Origin of the sequence: Ruegeria sp. (genome assembly GCF_965221235.1) — a bacterium.
Classification (GTDB): Bacteria; Pseudomonadota; Alphaproteobacteria; order Rhodobacterales; family Rhodobacteraceae; genus Ruegeria.
In genome coordinates, this window is the sequence record NZ_CBDCRS010000004.1 from 1,989,827 (window position 1) to 2,007,886 (window position 18,060).

The 18,060-nt window shown below is 60.6% G+C and carries 16 protein-coding genes; 10 read left to right on the forward strand and 6 right to left on the reverse strand.

What is annotated here, in order from left to right; all coding sequences use genetic code 11:
* Nucleotides 1–41: 41 nt before the first annotated feature.
* From ACOQOY_RS13110 to ACOQOY_RS13120, 3 genes are all read left to right on the forward strand, one after another.
* On the forward strand, nt 42–560 hold the full coding sequence (locus ACOQOY_RS13110; protein WP_420585858.1) for a DUF3035 domain-containing protein: 519 nt from the start codon (nt 42–44) through the stop codon (nt 558–560).
* A gap of 82 nt (nt 561–642) precedes the next feature.
* Nucleotides 643–1,980, forward strand: a complete 1,338-nt coding sequence (locus ACOQOY_RS13115; RefSeq protein ID WP_420585859.1) for a M16 family metallopeptidase — start codon at nt 643–645, stop codon at nt 1,978–1,980.
* The gene (locus ACOQOY_RS13120; RefSeq protein WP_420585860.1) at nt 1,977–3,287 is read left to right on the forward strand and encodes a M16 family metallopeptidase; all 1,311 of its coding nucleotides are present in this window, start codon (nt 1,977–1,979) and stop codon (nt 3,285–3,287) included. The genes ACOQOY_RS13115 and ACOQOY_RS13120 overlap by 4 nt, the downstream gene beginning before the upstream one ends.
* 23 nt (nt 3,288–3,310) lie before the next feature.
* On the opposite strand, the gene ACOQOY_RS13125 is transcribed toward ACOQOY_RS13120, so the two are convergent.
* The 3 genes from ACOQOY_RS13125 to deoC all read right to left on the reverse strand — a co-directional run bounded on the left by ACOQOY_RS13125 (nt 3,311) and on the right by deoC (nt 7,784).
* Nucleotides 3,311–4,126: an SDR family oxidoreductase gene (locus ACOQOY_RS13125; RefSeq protein WP_420585861.1), complete on the reverse strand. Its 816-nt coding sequence runs from the start codon at nt 4,124–4,126 to the stop codon at nt 3,311–3,313.
* 315 nt (nt 4,127–4,441) lie between these two features.
* Nucleotides 4,442–6,775: an aldehyde dehydrogenase family protein gene (locus ACOQOY_RS13130; RefSeq protein WP_420585862.1), complete on the reverse strand. Its 2,334-nt coding sequence runs from the start codon at nt 6,773–6,775 to the stop codon at nt 4,442–4,444.
* A gap of 10 nt (nt 6,776–6,785) precedes the next feature.
* Nucleotides 6,786–7,784 (reverse strand): deoxyribose-phosphate aldolase, encoded by a 999-nt coding sequence (deoC, locus tag ACOQOY_RS13135; RefSeq protein WP_420585863.1) that lies wholly within the window; start codon nt 7,782–7,784, stop codon nt 6,786–6,788.
* 198 nt (nt 7,785–7,982) lie between these two features.
* Between deoC and ACOQOY_RS13140 the strand changes: the two genes are divergently transcribed.
* From ACOQOY_RS13140 to ACOQOY_RS13165, 6 genes are all read left to right on the forward strand, one after another.
* Nucleotides 7,983–8,936, forward strand: coding sequence for a metal ABC transporter solute-binding protein, Zn/Mn family (locus ACOQOY_RS13140; RefSeq protein ID WP_420585864.1), 954 nt, complete (start codon nt 7,983–7,985; stop codon nt 8,934–8,936).
* Nucleotides 8,937–8,939: 3 nt separating this feature from the next.
* The gene (locus ACOQOY_RS13145) at nt 8,940–9,743 is read left to right on the forward strand and encodes a metal ABC transporter ATP-binding protein (protein ID WP_420587245.1); all 804 of its coding nucleotides are present in this window, start codon (nt 8,940–8,942) and stop codon (nt 9,741–9,743) included.
* Between the two features lie 3 nt (nt 9,744–9,746).
* Nucleotides 9,747–10,952: a metal ABC transporter permease gene (locus ACOQOY_RS13150; RefSeq protein WP_420585865.1), complete on the forward strand. Its 1,206-nt coding sequence runs from the start codon at nt 9,747–9,749 to the stop codon at nt 10,950–10,952.
* Nucleotides 10,949–11,878 carry a metal ABC transporter permease gene (locus ACOQOY_RS13155; protein WP_420585866.1) on the forward strand — a complete coding sequence of 310 codons (930 nt, stop codon included), beginning with the start codon at nt 10,949–10,951 and terminating at the stop codon, nt 11,876–11,878. The genes ACOQOY_RS13150 and ACOQOY_RS13155 overlap by 4 nt, the downstream gene beginning before the upstream one ends.
* 269 nt (nt 11,879–12,147) lie before the next feature.
* Complete coding sequence (mutL, locus tag ACOQOY_RS13160) at nt 12,148–14,013, forward strand: DNA mismatch repair endonuclease MutL (protein ID WP_420585867.1); 1,866 nt, start codon at nt 12,148–12,150, stop codon at nt 14,011–14,013.
* 52 nt (nt 14,014–14,065) lie between these two features.
* Nucleotides 14,066–15,295 (forward strand): DNA recombination protein RmuC, encoded by a 1,230-nt coding sequence (locus ACOQOY_RS13165; protein WP_420585868.1) that lies wholly within the window; start codon nt 14,066–14,068, stop codon nt 15,293–15,295.
* Between the two features lie 3 nt (nt 15,296–15,298).
* Here the strand turns inward: ACOQOY_RS13165 and ACOQOY_RS13170 are convergent, their stop codons facing one another.
* The 3 genes from ACOQOY_RS13170 to ACOQOY_RS13180 are packed head-to-tail and all read right to left on the reverse strand — an operon-like array spanning nt 15,299 to nt 17,075.
* Nucleotides 15,299–15,703: a hypothetical protein gene (locus ACOQOY_RS13170; RefSeq protein WP_420585869.1), complete on the reverse strand. Its 405-nt coding sequence runs from the start codon at nt 15,701–15,703 to the stop codon at nt 15,299–15,301.
* 54 nt (nt 15,704–15,757) lie between these two features.
* On the reverse strand, nt 15,758–16,408 hold the full coding sequence (locus ACOQOY_RS13175) for a ChrR family anti-sigma-E factor (protein ID WP_420585870.1): 651 nt from the start codon (nt 16,406–16,408) through the stop codon (nt 15,758–15,760).
* Nucleotides 16,409–16,418: 10 nt separating this feature from the next.
* Nucleotides 16,419–17,075 carry a sigma-70 family RNA polymerase sigma factor gene (locus ACOQOY_RS13180; protein ID WP_420585871.1) on the reverse strand — a complete coding sequence of 219 codons (657 nt, stop codon included), beginning with the start codon at nt 17,073–17,075 and terminating at the stop codon, nt 16,419–16,421.
* A gap of 146 nt (nt 17,076–17,221) precedes the next feature.
* Between ACOQOY_RS13180 and ACOQOY_RS13185 the strand changes: the two genes are divergently transcribed.
* Nucleotides 17,222–17,995, forward strand: a complete 774-nt coding sequence (locus ACOQOY_RS13185; protein WP_420585872.1) for a DUF1365 domain-containing protein — start codon at nt 17,222–17,224, stop codon at nt 17,993–17,995.
* Nucleotides 17,996–18,060: the final 65 nt, after the last annotated feature.

The following is an 18,060-nucleotide window of genomic DNA, read 5'->3' on the forward strand; positions in this document are numbered from 1 at the left end:
TGATATGCGATAAAAGCGCCTGAAACAGGCTGGAGACTCTGATGCGGCTGCCGCGTTCCATACTTGCTGTGACATTGGCCCTTGCGGTTGCAGGCTGTTCGGATATCGGCCTGCGCCATCTTGAGGCCCCCGGTGAGGGACCGGATGAATTCTCGGTCCTGCCGGTCAAGCCGTTGACGCAGCCTCAGGATTACCAGTTTCTGCCTGCCCCCACGCCGGGTGGAGGGAACCTGACCGACCCGAACCCCACAGCGGATGCCGTGGTGGCGCTTGGCGGCAGTGAGGCGGCGTTGAACGCTAATACCCCGATCCCGTCAACGGACGCGGCGCTGGTGACGGCGTCTAGCCGCTATGGTGTGCCGGCGAATACGCGGCAGGTTGTCGATACCGAAGATGCCGAATTCCGCAGAAAGCAGGGCCGTCTGACCCGCCTGCGCCTGTTCAATGTGGACCGCTATGCGCAGGTTTATGAACGTCAGTCGCTGAATGCCGACGCTCAGACTCAGGCGGCGCGCGATGCCGGGCTTGAAACACCCTCGGCCCCTCCGGCGGATGAATAATCTTTAACTTTCCGTCATCGGCCTTGAACCTGCGCCTCACCACCGTAGTTTGAACAGCAACAAACGAAACGGAGGATGCCTTATGGTTCGGGCCTTTGCCCTGTCGGCTGCCTTGATCGCCGCGACACCCCTTTTTGCCAAAGGGGAAGAGGCGGTCACAACCTTCACGCTGGACAATGGCATGGATGTCGTCGTGATCGAAGATCACCGCGCCCCGGTCGTGCAGCATATGGTCTGGTACCGCGCCGGATCGGCGGATGAACCTGTCGGCTCGTCCGGTGTGGCGCATTTTCTGGAACATTTGCTGTTCAAAGGCACCGATACACTGGCCCCGGGTGAGTTCTCGGCCACTGTTGCGGCCAATGGCGGCAATGACAACGCGTTCACCTCATATGACTACACCGCGTATTTCCAACGTGTCGCCTCGGACCGGCTTGAGCTGATGATGCGGATGGAGGCGGACCGGATGCGCAACATCCGCCTGTCCGAAGAGGATATCCGCACCGAACGCGACGTGATCCTTGAGGAACGCAACCAGCGTACCGACAATAACCCCCGCGCCCTGTTTGGCGAGCAAATGAATGCGGCCCAGTACCTCAACCACCGCTACGGCGTGCCGATCATCGGCTGGCGGCATGAGATGGAGACGCTGGATATGGACGATGCGCTGTCCTTTTATGCGACCCATTATGCGCCTAATAATGCCATTCTGGTGGTGACGGGCGATGTTGAGCCCGACGAAGTGAAGGCGTTGGCCGAGCAGTATTACGGCGTCATTCCCGCAAATCCTGACCTGCCGGAACGGGTGCGTTCGCAAGAACCACCGCAAACTTCTGAACGCCGTCTGACCTTTAAGGACGCCCGTGTTTCACAGCCTTACGTCCAGCGCAGCTATCTGGCGCCGGAACGCGATGCGGGCGCTCAGGAGAAAGCCGCGGCGTTGTTCTTGCTGGCCGAATTGCTGGGCGGCAGCACCACGTCCTATTTGAACGAAAAGCTTCAGTTCGAGCAGCAAAAGGTGGTCTATACCGGGGCGTTTTATCGTGGCGTCTCGCTGGACGATACGACCTTTGATTTGCTGGTCGTTCCGGCGCAAGGCGTCTCGCTGCAAGAGGCCGAGGATGCAATGGATCAGGCCGTCGCTGACTTCATCGCTGAGGGCGTGAACGAACAAGACCTCGACCGGATCAAGATGCAGCTGCGCGCCGCGCAGACCTATGCTCGGGATAACGTCGACGGCATCGGCAACCGCTATGGCCGTGCGCTGACCAGCGGCCTGACGGTCGAGGATGTGCAGGCCTGGCCCGACATCCTGCAAGCGGTGACAGGCGATGAGATCATCGCTGCCGCCCGCGAGGTTTTGCAACGTGAGGCTTCCGTGACCGGTTGGCTGATGAAGGACGATGAGGTGACGCAATGAAACACATCTTCGTTACATTTGTAGCCCTGATAATTGCTTTGCCCGCCTGGGCCGAGATCGAGATCGAAGAGGTCACCTCGCCCGGTGGCATCACTGCGTGGCTGGTCGAGGATCACTCGATCCCCTTCACCGCTTTGGAACTGCGTTTCCGCGGCGGGACATCACTGGATGAACCCGGTAAGCGTGGGGCCATCAACCTGATGAGTGGCCTGATCGAGGAAGGCGCAGGCGACATGGACGCCCGCACCTATGCGCGAGAGCTGGAGTCGCTGGCGGCCTCGTTCCGGTACAATGCCGGGGACGACACGGTCTCAATCTCGGCGCAGTTCCTGACCGAGAATCGCGACGAGGTGATCGACCTGCTACGCACCACGATCCACGAGCCGCGCTTCGACGAAGATGCGGTCGAGCGGGTCAAAGCGCAGGTACTGTCCGGGTTGCGCTCGGATCAGACCGACCCGAACGATATTGCCGGTCGCAGCTTTGCCGCAATGGCCTATGGCGATCATCCCTACGGTTCGGACGGCAAGGGCACGATCGTCAGCGTCTCGGCCCTGACCCGCGATGATGTGGTCACCGCCTATGACAACGTGTTCGCCAAGGACCGGCTTTATGTCGGTGCAGTGGGCGATATCACCGCCGAGGAACTGGGCGCGCTGCTGGATAAGCTGCTGGCCGATCTGCCTGAAACCGGCAAACCCATTCCGGGCCGCGCCGATGTAACCATCCCCGGCGGTGTCAGCGTGGTCGAGTTTGATACGCCGCAATCGGTCGCTCTGTTCGGCCACGCGGGAATTGACCGCGACGATCCCGATTTCTTTGCCGCCTTTGTGCTGAACCACATCCTTGGCGGTGGTGGGTTTGAAAGCCGTCTGATGCAGGAAGTGCGGGAAAAACGTGGCCTGACCTACGGTGTGGCGACCTATCTGGTGCCCAAGGATCTGGCCTCGGTCTATCTGGGGTCCGTGTCCTCAGGCAACGACCGTATCGCCGAGGCCGTCGATGTGATCCGCGCCGAATGGGCGCGTGCGGCCACCGAAGGCGTGACGCAGAAAGAACTGGACGATGCCAAGACCTATCTGACCGGAGCCTATCCGCTGCGGTTTGATGGGAACGGGCAGATTGCCGGCATCATGGTGGGCATGCAGATGGAGAACCTGCCCATCGACTACATCGCCACCCGCAACGACAAGGTGAATGCGGTGACGCTGGACGAGGTGAACCGCGTGGCCAGCGAATTGCTTGACCCCGAGGGGCTACACTTCACGGTTGTCGGCAAGCCCGAAGGGCTGGAAACCACGAACTGATCGAAAAGGGGGCTGAGGATGCCTCAGCCCTTTTTCCCAGCTGCGCTGCGCAGCATCTGCCCCATCATCTGCCCGAACTTGCCTGATCCACGCTGATACAGAGCGCCATCGACGGCCAGAACCGTGCCGCTGATATAGCTGGCCAAGTCGGAACTCAGGAACAGGCAGGCATTGGCCACATCCTGCGGGGTGCCCCACCGGCGCAGCGGCACGTCCTTGCGGATTTCCTCATGCGCATCTTCGCTGGGTGTCAGGCGTTTCGCGCCCTCGGTGCCTTCGATGAAACCGGGCACGACCGAGTTCACGCGGATCCCCTCAATTCCCCATTCCATCGACAAGGTACGGGTGATCTGATCGACACCCGCCTTGGCGGCGCAGACATGGGACTGCCCTTCGTAAGGCAGGTAAGACTGCGGGGCCGAGATGTTGATGATGCTCGCTCCGGGTCGCTTCAGGAAGGGATAGGCCCCCTTCATCACGTGGATCGTGCCCATCAGGTCAATGTCGATCACCGTCTTGAACGCATTGACCGACATCTCGGACGCCAGTGCCGGAAAGTTCCCTGCCGCACCCGACACCAGCACGTCAAAATCACCAAGGGTATCGTGGAATTGTTTCAGACCTGCGGCAACGGCCTCGGGATCGCGCACGTCAAACGCAGCGCCGACGGCCTCTGCCGCACCGGCGGCTTTCAAGGCAGCGACGGTGTCATCGACCTTTTCCTGCGACCGGCTGGCGACGGCCAGTTTGGCCCCCGAGGCCGCAAAGGCCTCGGCGATGCCCCGGTTGATACCGCTGGTGCCACCGATGACGATGACGGTTTGTTCTGAAAAATCCATGTGCGGTCCCCTTGTTGTGGAAAGGCGGCGCTACTTCGCCGTCAGAGGGAAATCAGCCTTTTTGCTTCCTTCAAAGCAATGTCAAAGTCATCAAACTTACTGCTGTAATTCGACTCGACTTTGATTTCGTATGTTATCTCTTCTTCGGCATCGTATCTTCGAGCGAACTCTTGAAGAGTGAAAAGGCCATCCTCTCCTTTTACGACTTCGAGAATCCGGGAACCACTTTCAGAGTAAACTCTTGAGTGATCATTCACGATGCACCGGCCTTGATTGAAGCAGTAGCCAAATAATTTACTCCCTGATGCGGGAGCCCTACTCGCCGTAGGGCACCCAGATGTTTTTGACTTCGGTGGCAGCTTGCAGGAAGCGGCGGGAATGGTCCACGCTCCAGTCGATTGCCGTCGCGTTATTGACCCAGGTCCGTTTCAGGTTCCCGGCCGAGACGACCTCGATTTCTTTCGACAGATCGGTGGAGGAGAACGACCAGACCGCGTCCACGTTCAGGTGCGAGGCCAGAGGTTTCGCCAGTTCTGCATGGCTACCGGTCAGGATGTTGACCACGCCTGCAGGCACGTCCGAGGTTTCGAGGATCTGATAGAAATCCGTCGCCGCCAGCGGATAGGGCTCGGAGGCCGCCAGCACCACCCGGTTACCCATCGCAATCGCCGGGGCCATGGTTGAAACCAGACCCAGCAGCGGTGCCTCATCCGCGCAGAGCGCACCGATGACACCAACCGGCTCTTTCATCGCGATGGCAACGCCCCGGATCGGAACGCCATGCACCTGACCGTCATATTTGTCGGCCCAGGCGGCGGCAGTGAACAGGCGCTGGATCGAGGCTTCGACCTCCTTCGCGCCGTCTTTTTTGCCGGTCATTGCGTCGATACGCGCGGCGAATTCGTCAGCGCGGGCCGAGAGGTTCTCGCCAATATAGTACAGGATTTGCGCCCTCAGATGGCCGGTGGTCTTGGACCAGCTTTTTGCGCCGGCTGCGGCCTCTACCGCGTTGCGGACGTCCTTGCGGTTGGCAAGGCCGACGTGACCCAGCAGTCCGGACTTACCCCAGACGGGTTTGGAATAGCCACTATCGGGTCGAGCCTGCTTGCCGCCGACATACATCTTGGCGGTGCGGTCAATCGGGTCGACCGGAGCGCCTTCACCCATGGTCGCCTCGACCTTCGCCAGCGGTTTGGCTTTGCCTTTTGGCTTGGTGTAAGCCGTCAGACCTTCCCATCCGCCCTCGCGGCCAAAGCCGCTTTCGCGTACGCCGCCGAAACCGGCAGCGGCATCGAACAGGTTTGTGGCATTCACCCAGACCACGCCCGCAACCAGCTTGGGCGCGATATCCAGCGCGAGGTTCACATTCTCGGTCCAGACCGTCGCCGCCAGCCCATAGCGGGTGTTGTTGGCCAGTTCGACCGCCTCGGCCGGGGTGCGGAAGGTCGAGGAAACCAGCACCGGGCCGAAGATTTCCTCCTGCATCAACGGGTCGGATGTTTCGAGGCCCGAGATCAGCGTCGGCGGGTAGTAGCAGCCGTTTTCCGGCAGTTCACAGGCGGCCTGATGCACGTGACCCACCGTGTTGCTTTCGACCATGCCTTTGATGGTCTGCAACTGCACCGGGTCCACAACCGCGCCTACGTCGATGCATTTGTCCAGCGGATCACCGATGCGCAAGCCGTCCATCCGCGCGCGCAGTTTCTCGTGGAAGCGATCCGCGATGCCTTCCTGCACCAGCAGGCGAGACCCGGCACAGCAAACCTGACCCTGATTGAACCAGATCGCGTCGACCAACCCTTCGATGGCGCTGTCGATATCGGCATCGTCGAAGACGATGTAGGCAGATTTACCACCCAGCTCCAACGTCAATTCTTTACCCGAACCAGCGGTCGCCTCACGAATGCGCCGTCCGACAACGGTCGAACCGGTGAAAGCGATCTTGTCGACATCTGCGTTCACTATCATCTCGCCCACAGCACCGTCTCCGGTCACGATATTGACCACGCCTTTCGGCAACCCGGCTTGCGAGCAGATATCGGCGAACAGCAGCGCGGTCAGCGAGGTATACTCGGCCGGTTTCAGAACCACCGTATTCCCCATTGCCAGCGCTGGCGCGATTTTCCAGGCCAGCATCAGCAGAGGGAAGTTCCAAGGGATGATCTGGCCACACACGCCCAAGGCTTGCGCGTCGGGCAGTTCACTCTCCATCAGCTGCGCCATGCCCGCGTGATAGTAGAAATGCCGCTGCGCCAGCGGGATGTCGATATCGCGAGACTCACGGATCGGCTTGCCGTTATCCATGCTTTCAAGAACGGCGAACAGGCGCGAATGCTTTTGCAGCAGCCGCGCGATGGCATAGAGGTACCGTGCACGGCCGGCACCGCCCAGCTTCTCCCATTTCGGTTGCGCTTTGCGGGCGGCAGCAACGGCGGCGTCCACGTCACCCTGTTTGGCTTGCGTCAGCTTGGCCAGAACCTCGCCGGTCGCCGGATTGCGGCTGTCGAAGCCTTTACCGGGCTTGGTGAAGGCTCCGTCGATATAATGACCAAACTTGTCGCCCTGATCGACCAACCACGCTAGCGCCTCGGCGGCGCTTTCTGGTGCAGGGCCATAATCCATGGTCTCGAAAATCTCTTTGACTGTCATTGTTCTTTCCTCAGCCCATGGAGTGACGGTAACCGGCGGAGTATGCGCCCGTCACATAGTGTTCCAATTGCCGTTCGATATCGCCCAGCAGCGACGATGCGCCAAAGCGGAACAGGTCGGGTTCCAGCCAGCGATCGCCCAGTTCGTCTTTGATCAGCGACAGGTAAACCAGCGCGTCCTTGGCCTTGGAAATCCCACCCGCAGGTTTGTAGCCGACGCGGTATCCGGTGCGGTCGTAGTAGTCGCGGATCGCGCGGATCATCACCAGAGAGACGGGCAGGGTGGCGTTGACACTTTCCTTGCCGGTCGAGGTCTTGATGAAATCGGCGCCTGCCATCATGCAGACCAGCGAGGCGCGGGCGACGTTGCGCAGGCTGCCAAGCTCTCCGGTCGCCAGAATGGCTTTGACATGGGCATCGCCGCAGGCGACGCGGAAGGCCTTCATCTCGTCATACAAAGCCTGCCAGTCGCCCGACAGGACATGACGGCGCGAGATGACGATGTCGATCTCTTCTGCGCCTGCTTTCACGCTTTCTTCGATCTCTGCCACGCGCAGGTGGAAAGGAGACAGGCCCGCTGGAAATCCGGTCGAGACCGCAGCCACAGGAATGCCGGTGCCTTTCAGTGCCTCGACCGCCGTTTCGATCATGTCATGATATACGCAGACCGCGCCCGTTGTGATCGGCGGCATTTCCATCGCTTGTAAAACCGACGGCGAAACAGGTTGACGCGCCTTCGCGCAAAGCCGACGCACGCGACCCACTGTGTCATCGCCCGACAGGGTGGTCAGGTCGATCATCGTAACGGCTTTCAGCAGCCATGCTGCCTGATAGTCCTTTTTCACCGAACGCCGACCGGGCAGGGTCGCTGCGCGGCGTTCAATGGCCGAAGTGTTGGCCTGCACGGCCCGCACCCAATCCAGATCCAGATCCATGCCGGGGTTTCTGGGCTCGGTCACTTGCGGCAGATGCGCGGTGCGCACGGCGCTGTCTGAGCTCTGCGTATCCATAGTCACGTCCTTTGGGAGGTTTGCGCCAAAATCGCACGGGCGGTGCGCAATTGGAAGGCATAGAGCGGGTTGTTCGGTTAAATATTTGACCAAATGGACAAAATAGGCGTTTTCTTGCGAATAATTCGCAATAGCGTTGACTTAGTTGCGAATGGTTCGCATATTCATTTGCAAGAGGATAGCAAATCGGGGTCTGACATGATTCGTCGCAGCTTTCTTGCAGCATTGGCTTTTGCCGCTGCATTGCCACTGACGGCCTGGGCCGAGGCACCGCTGAAAGTGGTGGCCACCACCGGTATGATCGCGGATGCCGCGCGTCAGGTTGGCGGCGATCAGGTCGAGGTGAAAGGCCTGATGGGCCCCGGCGTCGACCCGCATGCTTACCGCCAGACCCGCAGCGATATCGTGGCGATGACCCGCGCCGATCTGATCCTATGGCATGGTCTGTATCTTGAGGCGCAGATGGAGGACTTCTTCCACGATCTCAGCCGCAAACGCGCTGTCGTGGCCGTTGCTGAAGGGATCGACACGTCGAAACTGCGCGCTCACGACGATTACGCTGACAAATACGATCCGCATGTATGGATGAGTCCCGCCCTGTGGCGCGATGTTGTGGTCGAAGTGCAACAGGCCCTGACCGAAGCGCGCCCCAAGGCCGCAGATGTCTTTGCCGCCAACGCGCAAGCGCATCTGGCGGAGATCGACCAGCTGGAAGCCTATGCCGCTCAGGCCCTCGCGTCCGTCCCCGAGAACAACCGTCTGCTGGTCACGGCGCACGACGCCTTTGGCTATTTTGGGGCCGAATACGGCTATGAGGTGATGGGCATTCAGGGCATCTCGACCCAATCCGAGGCCGGTCTGAATCGGATCGGGGAATTGGTGGACACGCTTGTCGACAAACAATTGAAAGCGGTTTTCGTGGAAAGCTCGGTGTCCGACCGGTCCATGCGTGCCCTGATCGAAGGGGCTGCGGCCAAAGGTCATGATGTGGGCGTCGGCGGAGAGCTTTATTCCGATGCCATGGGCGAACCCGGCACATATGAAGGCACCTACATCGGGATGCTGGATCACAACATCACCGTCATCGCAGGCGCTCTGGGCGCGGATGTGCCGAATCGTGGGATGAATGGCAGATTGTCGGCGGGGTTTTGAGTGATGCTGGAACTGGCCGCTGATCAGGGTATTTCGATTTCCGGGCAAAGCCTGGACGACAGCCCTCTGGCCATTCGCGGCCTGACAGTTTCCTACGGTCAGAAGCCCGCAGTGTTTTCAGTGGACATGACGGTACAACCCGGTGCCATGACGGCCATTATTGGCCCGAACGGGGCGGGGAAATCGACGTTGCTGAAAGCTGCGTTGGGCATCGTATCGCCGCTGTCCGGGCAAGTCACTGTCTATGGCAAGCCGCTAGAGCAGCAACGTGCCCGGATCGCCTATGTCCCGCAGCGCGCCAGTGTGGATTGGGATTTCCCGACACGCGTGATTGACGTGGTGCTGATGGGCCTGTCGCGGCAACTGGGCTTGCTGGGTCGCATCCGTGCGCGCCACAAGGCCCACGCGATGGATTGCCTGAACCGGGTCGGAATGCGAGACTTCGCGGACCGTCAGATCGGTCAGCTTTCGGGCGGTCAGCAGCAACGGGTGTTTCTGGCCCGCGCGCTGGCGCAGGAGGCGGATCTCTACCTGCTGGACGAACCCTTTGCGGGCGTCGATGCGGCCACCGAAAAAGCCATTATCGCCGTGCTGAAAGCGCTGAAGGAGGCGGGCAAGACCGTCGTCGTCGTGCATCACGATCTGGCCACCGTCACCGACTATTTCGACCATGTGTTTCTGATCAACACCCGCAAAGTGGCCGAAGGTCCGGTGGCTGAGGCGTTTACCGCCGAAACCCTGCAAGCGGCTTACGGAGGCCGTCTGGCCACCGCCCAAATCGACCAGATTTCTCGCGCATTGGGGTGATCCATGCTTTGGGACGCTCTGACCCTACAGCTGGGCTACAACGCCACGCTGGTTGCCATCGGTGCGACGTTGCTGGGCGTATCCGCCGGGGTCACGGGTACCTTCCTGTTTCTGCGCAAACGCGCACTTGTCAGCGATGCGATCAGCCATGCGACCCTGCCGGGCGTGTGTCTGGCCTTTATGGTGTTGGTTGCCTTTGGCGGAGATGGTCGCAACCTGATCGGACTGCTCGCCGGATCGGCGATCTCGGCCTGGGTCGGGTTGCTGTGCATGAACTGGCTGACCCGCCACACGCGTCTGGCCGAGGATGCGGCCATCGGCGCGGTGCTGTCGGTGTTCTTCGGATTTGGGATTGTGCTGCTGACCGTTATCCAGACGATGGGCGTTGGCCGTCAGGCCGGGCTGGAGGGTTTCCTGCTGGGTTCAACCGCCGGGATGCTTTGGGCCGATGCACTGATCATCGCGGTTGGTGGAGCGGCAACGCTGCTGCTGGTGATGATCATCCGCCGCCCGATGACGATGGTGGCCTTTGACCCGGAATATGCGGCGTCGCGGGGGCTGCCCGTGCATCGTATCGACCTTGCGATGATGGGCTTGGTGATGGCCGTCACCGTGGTGGGTCTGAAAATCGTTGGGCTGATCCTGATCGTTGCCCTGCTGATCATCCCGCCGGTGACGGCGCGTTTCTGGACTGAACGCTCGGACCGAGTGGTGATTCTGGCCGGTCTGGCGGGCGGTCTGGCAGGGTATCTGGGCGCGGCAATGTCGGCCTCGGCCCCGAACCTGCCGACCGGGCCGATCATCGTTCTGGTGAGCTTTGGGTTCTTTGCCCTGTCCCTGTTGTTTGCACCCGTCCGCGGTGTTCTGGCGGCGGTGTTGCAACATCTGAAATTCCAGCGCCGGGTGCATATCCGGCAGGGCTTGCTGGCGCTTGCGCAGGACCAGAAAATCTATGAGCCGCTTACCCTGCGTCTGTTGAAACGCGCCGGGCTGGCCCGCGCCGACGGGGTCGCGACTGAGGCCGGTAAGGCCCGCGCTGCCAAAGCATTGCGCGACGAAAAACGGTGGGAGGTTGTGCGCGCCGATCAAGCGCATGAGGCGACGGCGGCGCTCTATGACGGGTTGCGCGATATCGAAACCGTCCTGACCCGCGACCAGATCACCGAGATTGACCGCCAAATCGGTGGACCGCAAAGGGTGCCATCATGAGCGGCGCAGAATTCGTTCCCCTGTCGCTGACACCTTTGCTGATCGGCACCTTTGCGGCCATTGCCTGTGCGCTGCCCGGCAACTTTCTGGTCCTGCGCAAACAGGCCTTGATCGGCGACGCGATCAGCCATGTGGTACTGCCCGGCATCGTCGTGGCCTTTATCCTGACCGGAGCGATCTCGACCTGGCCGATGATGCTGGGCGCGGCGGGCGCGGCGATTGTCGCCGTTGTGATGATCGAGGCGATCCGGCGGCTGGGTCAGATCGAACCGGGCGCTGCGATGGGTGTGGTCTTTACCACTATGTTCGCGGGTGGCGTGCTGCTGCTGGAACAGACCGACACCTCAACCGTCCATCTGGACGTTGAACACGCGCTTTATGGCAATCTGGAAAGCTTGATCTGGCTGGATGCGGTCGGGTGGTCGTCACTGTTGGACCTAACAGCGTTGGCCGGGCTGCCGCCGGAACTGCCACGCATAGCGTTGACGCTGGTGGGTGTAACCCTGTTCATCTGGTTGTTTTGGCGACCGCTGAAGATTTCCACCTTTGACGAAGGGTTCGCGCGCACTATCGGCATCCGCACTGGCGCGCTAGGCATGGCGCTCGTGATCGTCGCGGCGATCTCGGCGGTGGCTGCCTTTGACGCGGTCGGCTCGATCATCGTGATTGCCATGTTCATCTGCCCTCCGGCAGCGGCGCGGATGATGACCAACCGGCTGGAAACCCAAATCCTGTGGAGCGTCATTTTTGCCGGCGCTTCAGCGATCTCGGGTTATGTACTTGCAGGCTATGGGCCGCTGTGGCTGGGCGGAGCAGACGCCGTAAGCGCGGCAGGGATGATTGCCACCATGTCCGGCCTGATCCTTGGCTGCGCTGCGCTTTGGGGTCCATGCCGTACCCGCGCAGGCGCACCTCAGTCCGGGTGACAGGCCATTCGGGTCACGGTCCGGTCGGCTGAAAATCGCCCAGACTCGTAGTATTCCCAGAGTTAATGATTGTTGCGCTGCTTTTCGTGCTACCCCCGCCGCTAATTATTACTGAACGACCACCACTCACTTCGGATCGTTCGGGCAATCATGATTGTGTCTGCCGCTTTTTCGTTCAGTGCCTCATGATTGTCCGAACGCCCCCTCCGCAAAATTAGAGCCCCCAAACCAGTGGCAGAATCGTGCGCGCTTGTGCTAGGTCTGGTGGTATGGCGCAGGCACACCCCAATATCAGCGACAATCGCCCCGTGATCCGGCAACTTGATGATGCTGCAATCAACCGTATTGCGGCCGGAGAGGTTGTGGAACGTCCGGCCTCGGCGGTGAAAGAACTGGTGGAAAACGCCATCGACGCTGGGGCGACCCGGATTGCCATCGACATTGCTGATGGTGGCAAGACCTTGATTCGCGTCACCGATGATGGCTGCGGAATTTCGGCGGATGATCTGCCGCTGGCCCTGTCGCGCCATGCAACGTCCAAGATCGACGGTTCGGACCTGTTGAACATCCACACGTTTGGATTTCGGGGCGAAGCGCTGCCCTCACTGGGCGCGGTGGGTCGGTTGACCATCACCAGCCGGGTTCCGGGCGCGGATGCAGCGCAAATTCATGTCGCCGGTGGCAAGATGGAGGCGGTGAAGCCCGCTGCGCTGCGCGCTGGTACCGTGGTTGAACTGCGCGATCTGTTCTTTGCCACGCCTGCGCGTCTGAAATTCATGCGTACCGACCGCGCCGAGGCGCAGGCGATCACCGACACGGTCAAACGGCTGGCGATGGCCGAGCCTGCGATCACTTTCACCCTGCGCGATGTCTCGGGCGGGGGCGAGGGCCGTGTGACCTTCCGCGCTGACCGAGAAAACGGCGACCTGTTCGACGCGCTGCACGCCCGCCTGGCCCGTGTGATCGGGCGCGAGTTTGCCGAGAACGCCCTTCAGATCGACGCCACGCGTGAGGGTATCCGTCTTTATGGCTATGCCGCCTTGCCGACCTATTCCCGTGGCGCGGCGGTTGCTCAGTACCTGTTTGTCAATGGCCGCCCCGTGCGGGACAAGATGCTGACCGGTGCCTTGCGCGCGGCCTATTTCGATTTCCTCAGCCGCGACCGCCACCCGGCGGCGGCGCTGTTCATTGATTGTGACCCGACGCTGGTGGACGTGAACGTTCACCCCGCAAAGTCCGAGGTCCGGTTCCGCGATCCCGGCGTGGCGCGGGGGCTGATCGTCTCAGCCCTGCGGCATGCGCTGGCCGAGGCGGGACACCGCGCCTCTTCGACTGTGGCCAATGCGACACTAGGCGCGATGCGGCCAGAACCGGCGCTGCCCGCTCAGCCCGCTCCTGCGCGGGTGTATCAGATGGACCGGCCCTCTCCGGCGGCGCGGCAAGCGTCCTATCGGGCGCAAGCGCCGGGTTTTGCAGAGCTGTCGCAGGACTACAGCGGCAGTATTGTGGAGCCGACGCCCGTCGCGCCGGTTGCTGAGGAAACTCCCGTTGCCGACCTGCCTTTGGGCGCGGCGCGCGGGCAGGTGCATGAAAACTACATCATCGCTCAGACCGCCGATGGCATGGTGATCGTCGATCAGCACGCTGCACATGAACGTCTGGTTTATGAAAAGCTGAAAACCCAGATGGCCGAGAATGGCGTCGCCGCGCAAGCGTTGCTGATCCCCGAAATTGTGGAATTGTCGGAAGGCGACTGCGCACGTCTGATGGCGGTGGTCGACGACCTGTCGCGCCTTGGCCTGACCTTGGAACCCTTCGGGGGCGGAGCTATTGCCGTGCGCGAAACCCCGGCCATTCTGGGCGAGGTCGATGCCCGCGCGATGATCCTCGATATCCTCGATGAGCTGGCCGATCAGGGCGAAAGCCAGACAGTACAGGCGCGGATTGAGGCGATCCTGAGCCGGGTGGCCTGTCATGGCTCGGTCCGGTCGGGTCGCCGGATGCGGGCCGAGGAAATGAACGCCCTGCTGCGCGAGATGGAGGCGACGCCCCATTCCGGCCAGTGCAACCACGGGCGGCCGACTTACGTCGAGTTGAAGCTGAGCGATATCGAACGCCTGTTCGGCCGCAGTTGATCCCGTGGCCGTGCCGAGCTATGAAGAATAAAACAAGAACATCCGAGGCGACATGATCGAGATTGCTGGCACCCAATATGCGTTGAACGACCCCGTGATCCTGACCGTGGGTGCGGTGGTCGCTCTGATCCTGTTGCTGCTGTTCCTGTCGCTGCGGGCGGCGCAGCGGTCGGCCCGGATGGCGGAACCTCTGGCCCGCCAGATGGCGCATCTGGGCCAGCATGTGCAGCAATTGGGGCAGGGGCAGGAACAGCTGCGCGGCGGATTGCAGCATGTTTCGGACACGCAGGCCAATGCGCAGGTGCAGGTGATTCAGACGGTTGAATCGCGGCTGTCCTCGGTGCAGCAGCAGATGAATGACCGTCTGGCGGATAACGCGATGAAGTCGGCGCGGGCGCTGGCCGAAATGCAGGAACGGATGAAGGAATCGCTACACGGTTCGTCAAAACAGACCGCAACCTCGCTGACTCAGTTGCAGGAGCGTCTGGCTGCCATCGACAAGGCGCAGGACAATATCACCAAACTGTCCGGTGATGTGCTGTCGTTGCAGGACATCCTGTCGAATAAACAGACCCGTGGTGCATTTGGAGAGATTCAGCTGAACGACATCGTCTCTAAGGCGCTGCCCTCGGACAGTTTCCGGTTGCAGGCGACGCTGTCGAACGGGCGGCGGGCGGATTGCCTGATCAACCTGCCGAACCCTCCGGGCCCGATCGTGATAGACAGTAAATTCCCGCTGGAAGCCTATGAGGCGCTGATCGGCTCGACCAATGACGCGGAACTGAAAGCAGCGGTGCAGATGTTCCGCAGCACGGTGCGCAAGCACATCAACGACATTGCCGAGAAATACATTCTGGACGGCGAAACCGCCGATGGCGCGCTGATGTTCCTGCCGTCCGAGGCGGTATATGCCGAACTGCACGCCAAGTTCCCGGAACTGGTGCAAGAGAGTTTCAGTAAACGTGTCTGGATCGTCTCTCCCACCACCTGCATGGCGACGCTGAACACGATGCGGGCGATCCTGAAGGACGCGCGGATGCGGGAACAGGCGGGGGCGATCCGCAAGGAACTGGGGATGTTGCACAAGGATGTGGAGCGTTTGGGGGATCGTGTCTCGAACCTCGACCGCCATTTCGGGCAGGCCGCCAAAGATATCTCGGAAATCAAGATCAGCGCCGAAAAGGCGGGCCGCCGGGCGCAGCGGCTGGACAATTTTGATTTCGAGGAACTCGCGCCAGACGAACACGCCAACGTGGTGCCACTGGGTAAATCCGAAGCCTAAGACCTACTGAATCGACAGGTCGAGATTGTAGCCGACCGTCTTGCCTGCATCCCGATCATTGCCCATCAGATAGACGCGGATCGTGTAATCTCCATCCTCGGGCAGCTCAATCCGGGCGGTGTTTCCGTTGATCGAGCCGATATAGATCGCCTCACCGTCGCTGCCCGGCGGCAGGATGTTGAAATAGATCACTCCGTTGCCGTTGGTGTCGCTTACCTTGAGATCTGCAAACATTTCCTGACCGGATTGCGCACCCAGAGTGTAGTCGAAGTACTCGTCGCCCGTAATGGTCCCGCTGACCATTGTGCCATAGTTACCGCGTTCGAACTTCACTTCGGCAGCGCGCTGCGCCCAAGCGGCACATGCGATGCCTGTGATCAGGATACTTAGAAATAAACGCGCTTTCACTGTTCCCTCCCAAACCAACCAATGGGTCAGTGTAGCACGAGACATCTCGGTCCTTCAGATGCGCAGGAACGGCTGGAACAGGCGCGGCATGAGTTTGTTGAATTTCAGCGGCGCGTCGGTCACGGCCAGACAGATGCAGTCTTCCGAGATATCGGCGGTTGGCGTGTGATGCAGGTCTTCGTCCGCAATCTCGACATCGCCGCGCGCAAAGTGGTCAACCTCATCCGAGAAGGCGCCTTGCAATACCATCGTGAGTTCCATGCCGTTATGGCTGTGGTCGGGAACGGCGGCTCCGGCGGGGATGAACAACAGGCGCGCCGTGGCCTCGCTGGTGGTTGGCAGGATCGCCTGCTTCACACCCATGCCGATGGGGCGCCATTTGATGTCGTTCACATCACCGCCAACGTAATCCTGTAAGGGCGCGGGCAGAACCGAGCAGCCCGGACGTGCTGGTTTCGCAATGGGCGCGCCTTGCGCGATCAGAGCCATTGTTGCAGCCAGCGAACCGTCACTCATAGCGGCCGACTCGTCCTGATCCTGCAAGACACAGCCACCAACCGCGTCAAAGCTTTCAGCGCGCGCGCGGCAGTGGTCGCACAGGGACAGATGCGTGGCGACCATCAGGTCGAACGCTTCGGGCAGAGAACCTGCGGCATAGGCCATCAGCAGGTCGTCTGTCAGGTGATGTTTGATCTCGTTGCTCATTTCCATCATCTCAATTCATCGCATGGCGCAAGCGGTCCAGCGCCAGCCTAATTCGTGATTTGATCGTGCCCAGCGGCAACCCGGTCTGCGAAGCGATCTCGCGATGGCTGAGGTCGCCGAAATAGGCCTTCTCGATCAGCTCTCTTTGCGCCTCGGGCAACGCCGCCATGGCGTCACGCAGCTGCGCGGTTTCCTGTTGCAGCGCCAACACGTCGTCCTGCTCCGGTTCCGCCTCAGGCCCCCATCCCAGATCCTCGGGCTCGGGTCGGCGTTGTTTGCGCAGGACGTCGATGCGCTTGTTCCTTGCGATCGTAAACACCCAAGTGGCCACGGTCGCGCGGGTCGGATCGAACAGATGGGCCTTGTGCCACAAGGTCGCCATCACCTCTTGCGCGCATTCCTCAGCCAAAGTGGCGTCGGAACCTGATTTGATCAGAAACGCCTTAATACGCGGTGCGAAGTGCTGGAACAGCTGGGCAAAAGCCGCCTGATCCTGCGCGTCGCGAATGCGCCTGACGTGGCTGACCCACTCAGTCCTGGTGTCGCAACTGCCATTCACTTTGTTCACCGGCTTGCCCCTGATGCGTTTCTTCGCGCGCCAAGGTTTTTGTGCTGGCCTGTCGGCCACCGGTTCATCCAAGGTCACGGTATCGATCTCGGTAAACATAACCACATTACGCAGCTTGGCCCAAGGCGGATCACTTTAACTGATGTTTTTGATCCACGGGACGCTACATTTCGTATCATCTGGTACAAACAGCTGAGGAAAAGAATGCCGTTTAAACGGGTTACAGGCAGATCGGAGAAAGTCGCGTGAACAGGGTCGATCACATTGCAGGCCACACGTTTCACGGACGCAAAGGTGCGATTCAGAACGCCTTTCGCTATTCTGTCGACTACATTCTGTTTGACCCGGAACGCCAGCCCAAAACCCCTGTGCTGTTTTCCATGAACCGTGCCAATATCACCAACTGGCGGGATCGGGACCACGGCGGAGAGCCGGGGCAGGGGCATGGCGCATCTTGGCTGCGCGCTCAATTCGACCTTATGGATGTGCCGCAACCCGACCGCATAACTCTGCTGACCCAACCGCGTGTGCTGGGCCATGTGTTCAATCCGGTTAGTTTCTGGTTCTGTTTCGATACCAGTCAGCAGCTTTATGCGGTAGTTGCCGAGGTCACGAACACCTATGGCACACGCCACAGCTATCTGTGCCACAATCGTGACTATGCGCCGATCTTGCCTACGGACCGTATCGTGGCCAACAAACTGATGCACGTTTCGCCGTTTCAGAAGATTGAGGGAGCTTACACGTTTCGGTTCGACTATCGCCCCGATAAAGTGGGGGTCTGGATTGACTATGGTCGCGAAGGTGGCGGGCTGATTGCCACGCTGACTGGTCCACGCGCCCCGCTAACCGACGGAATAATCCTGTGGTCGCTGATGCGCCGTCCCTTCGGCGCGCGCCGTGCCTTTACACTGATCCTGTGGCAGGCGCTGAAACTATGGGTGAAAAAGGCGCGCTTCCGCCCGTTCCGCAGCGCCCCTGTGCCCGATCATCCGGTCTCCCGCGTCCGCGAACCCTGAAACCGCGCTGTTTGCGTAAGATCAAAGACTCATCCGCCCCAAAATGGTTCTGCTGGGATGAAACC

Bases quoted from the DNA above. Each gene is read 5' to 3' on its own strand.
- ACOQOY_RS13125 (WP_420585861.1), bottom strand. From the start codon at position 4,126: ATGGATTTTTCAGAACAAACCGTCATCGTCATCGGTGGCACCAGCGGT.
- ACOQOY_RS13130 (WP_420585862.1), bottom strand. From the start codon at position 6,775: ATGACAGTCAAAGAGATTTTCGAGACCATGGATTATGGCCCTGCACCA.
- deoC (WP_420585863.1), bottom strand. From the start codon at position 7,784: ATGGATACGCAGAGCTCAGACAGCGCCGTGCGCACCGCGCATCTGCCG.
- ACOQOY_RS13180 (WP_420585871.1), bottom strand. From the start codon at position 17,075: ATGTTTACCGAGATCGATACCGTGACCTTGGATGAACCGGTGGCCGAC.
- ACOQOY_RS13110 (WP_420585858.1), top strand. From the start codon at position 42: ATGCGGCTGCCGCGTTCCATACTTGCTGTGACATTGGCCCTTGCGGTT.
- ACOQOY_RS13115 (WP_420585859.1), top strand. From the start codon at position 643: ATGGTTCGGGCCTTTGCCCTGTCGGCTGCCTTGATCGCCGCGACACCC.
- ACOQOY_RS13165 (WP_420585868.1), top strand. From the start codon at position 14,066: ATGATCGAGATTGCTGGCACCCAATATGCGTTGAACGACCCCGTGATC.
- ACOQOY_RS13150 (WP_420585865.1), top strand. From the start codon at position 9,747: ATGCTTTGGGACGCTCTGACCCTACAGCTGGGCTACAACGCCACGCTG.
- ACOQOY_RS13145 (WP_420587245.1), top strand. From the start codon at position 8,940: ATGCTGGAACTGGCCGCTGATCAGGGTATTTCGATTTCCGGGCAAAGC.
- ACOQOY_RS13120 (WP_420585860.1), top strand. From the start codon at position 1,977: ATGAAACACATCTTCGTTACATTTGTAGCCCTGATAATTGCTTTGCCC.
- ACOQOY_RS13140 (WP_420585864.1), top strand. From the start codon at position 7,983: ATGATTCGTCGCAGCTTTCTTGCAGCATTGGCTTTTGCCGCTGCATTG.
- ACOQOY_RS13175 (WP_420585870.1), bottom strand. From the start codon at position 16,408: ATGAGCAACGAGATCAAACATCACCTGACAGACGACCTGCTGATGGCC.
- mutL (WP_420585867.1), top strand. From the start codon at position 12,148: ATGGCGCAGGCACACCCCAATATCAGCGACAATCGCCCCGTGATCCGG.
- ACOQOY_RS13155 (WP_420585866.1), top strand. From the start codon at position 10,949: ATGAGCGGCGCAGAATTCGTTCCCCTGTCGCTGACACCTTTGCTGATC.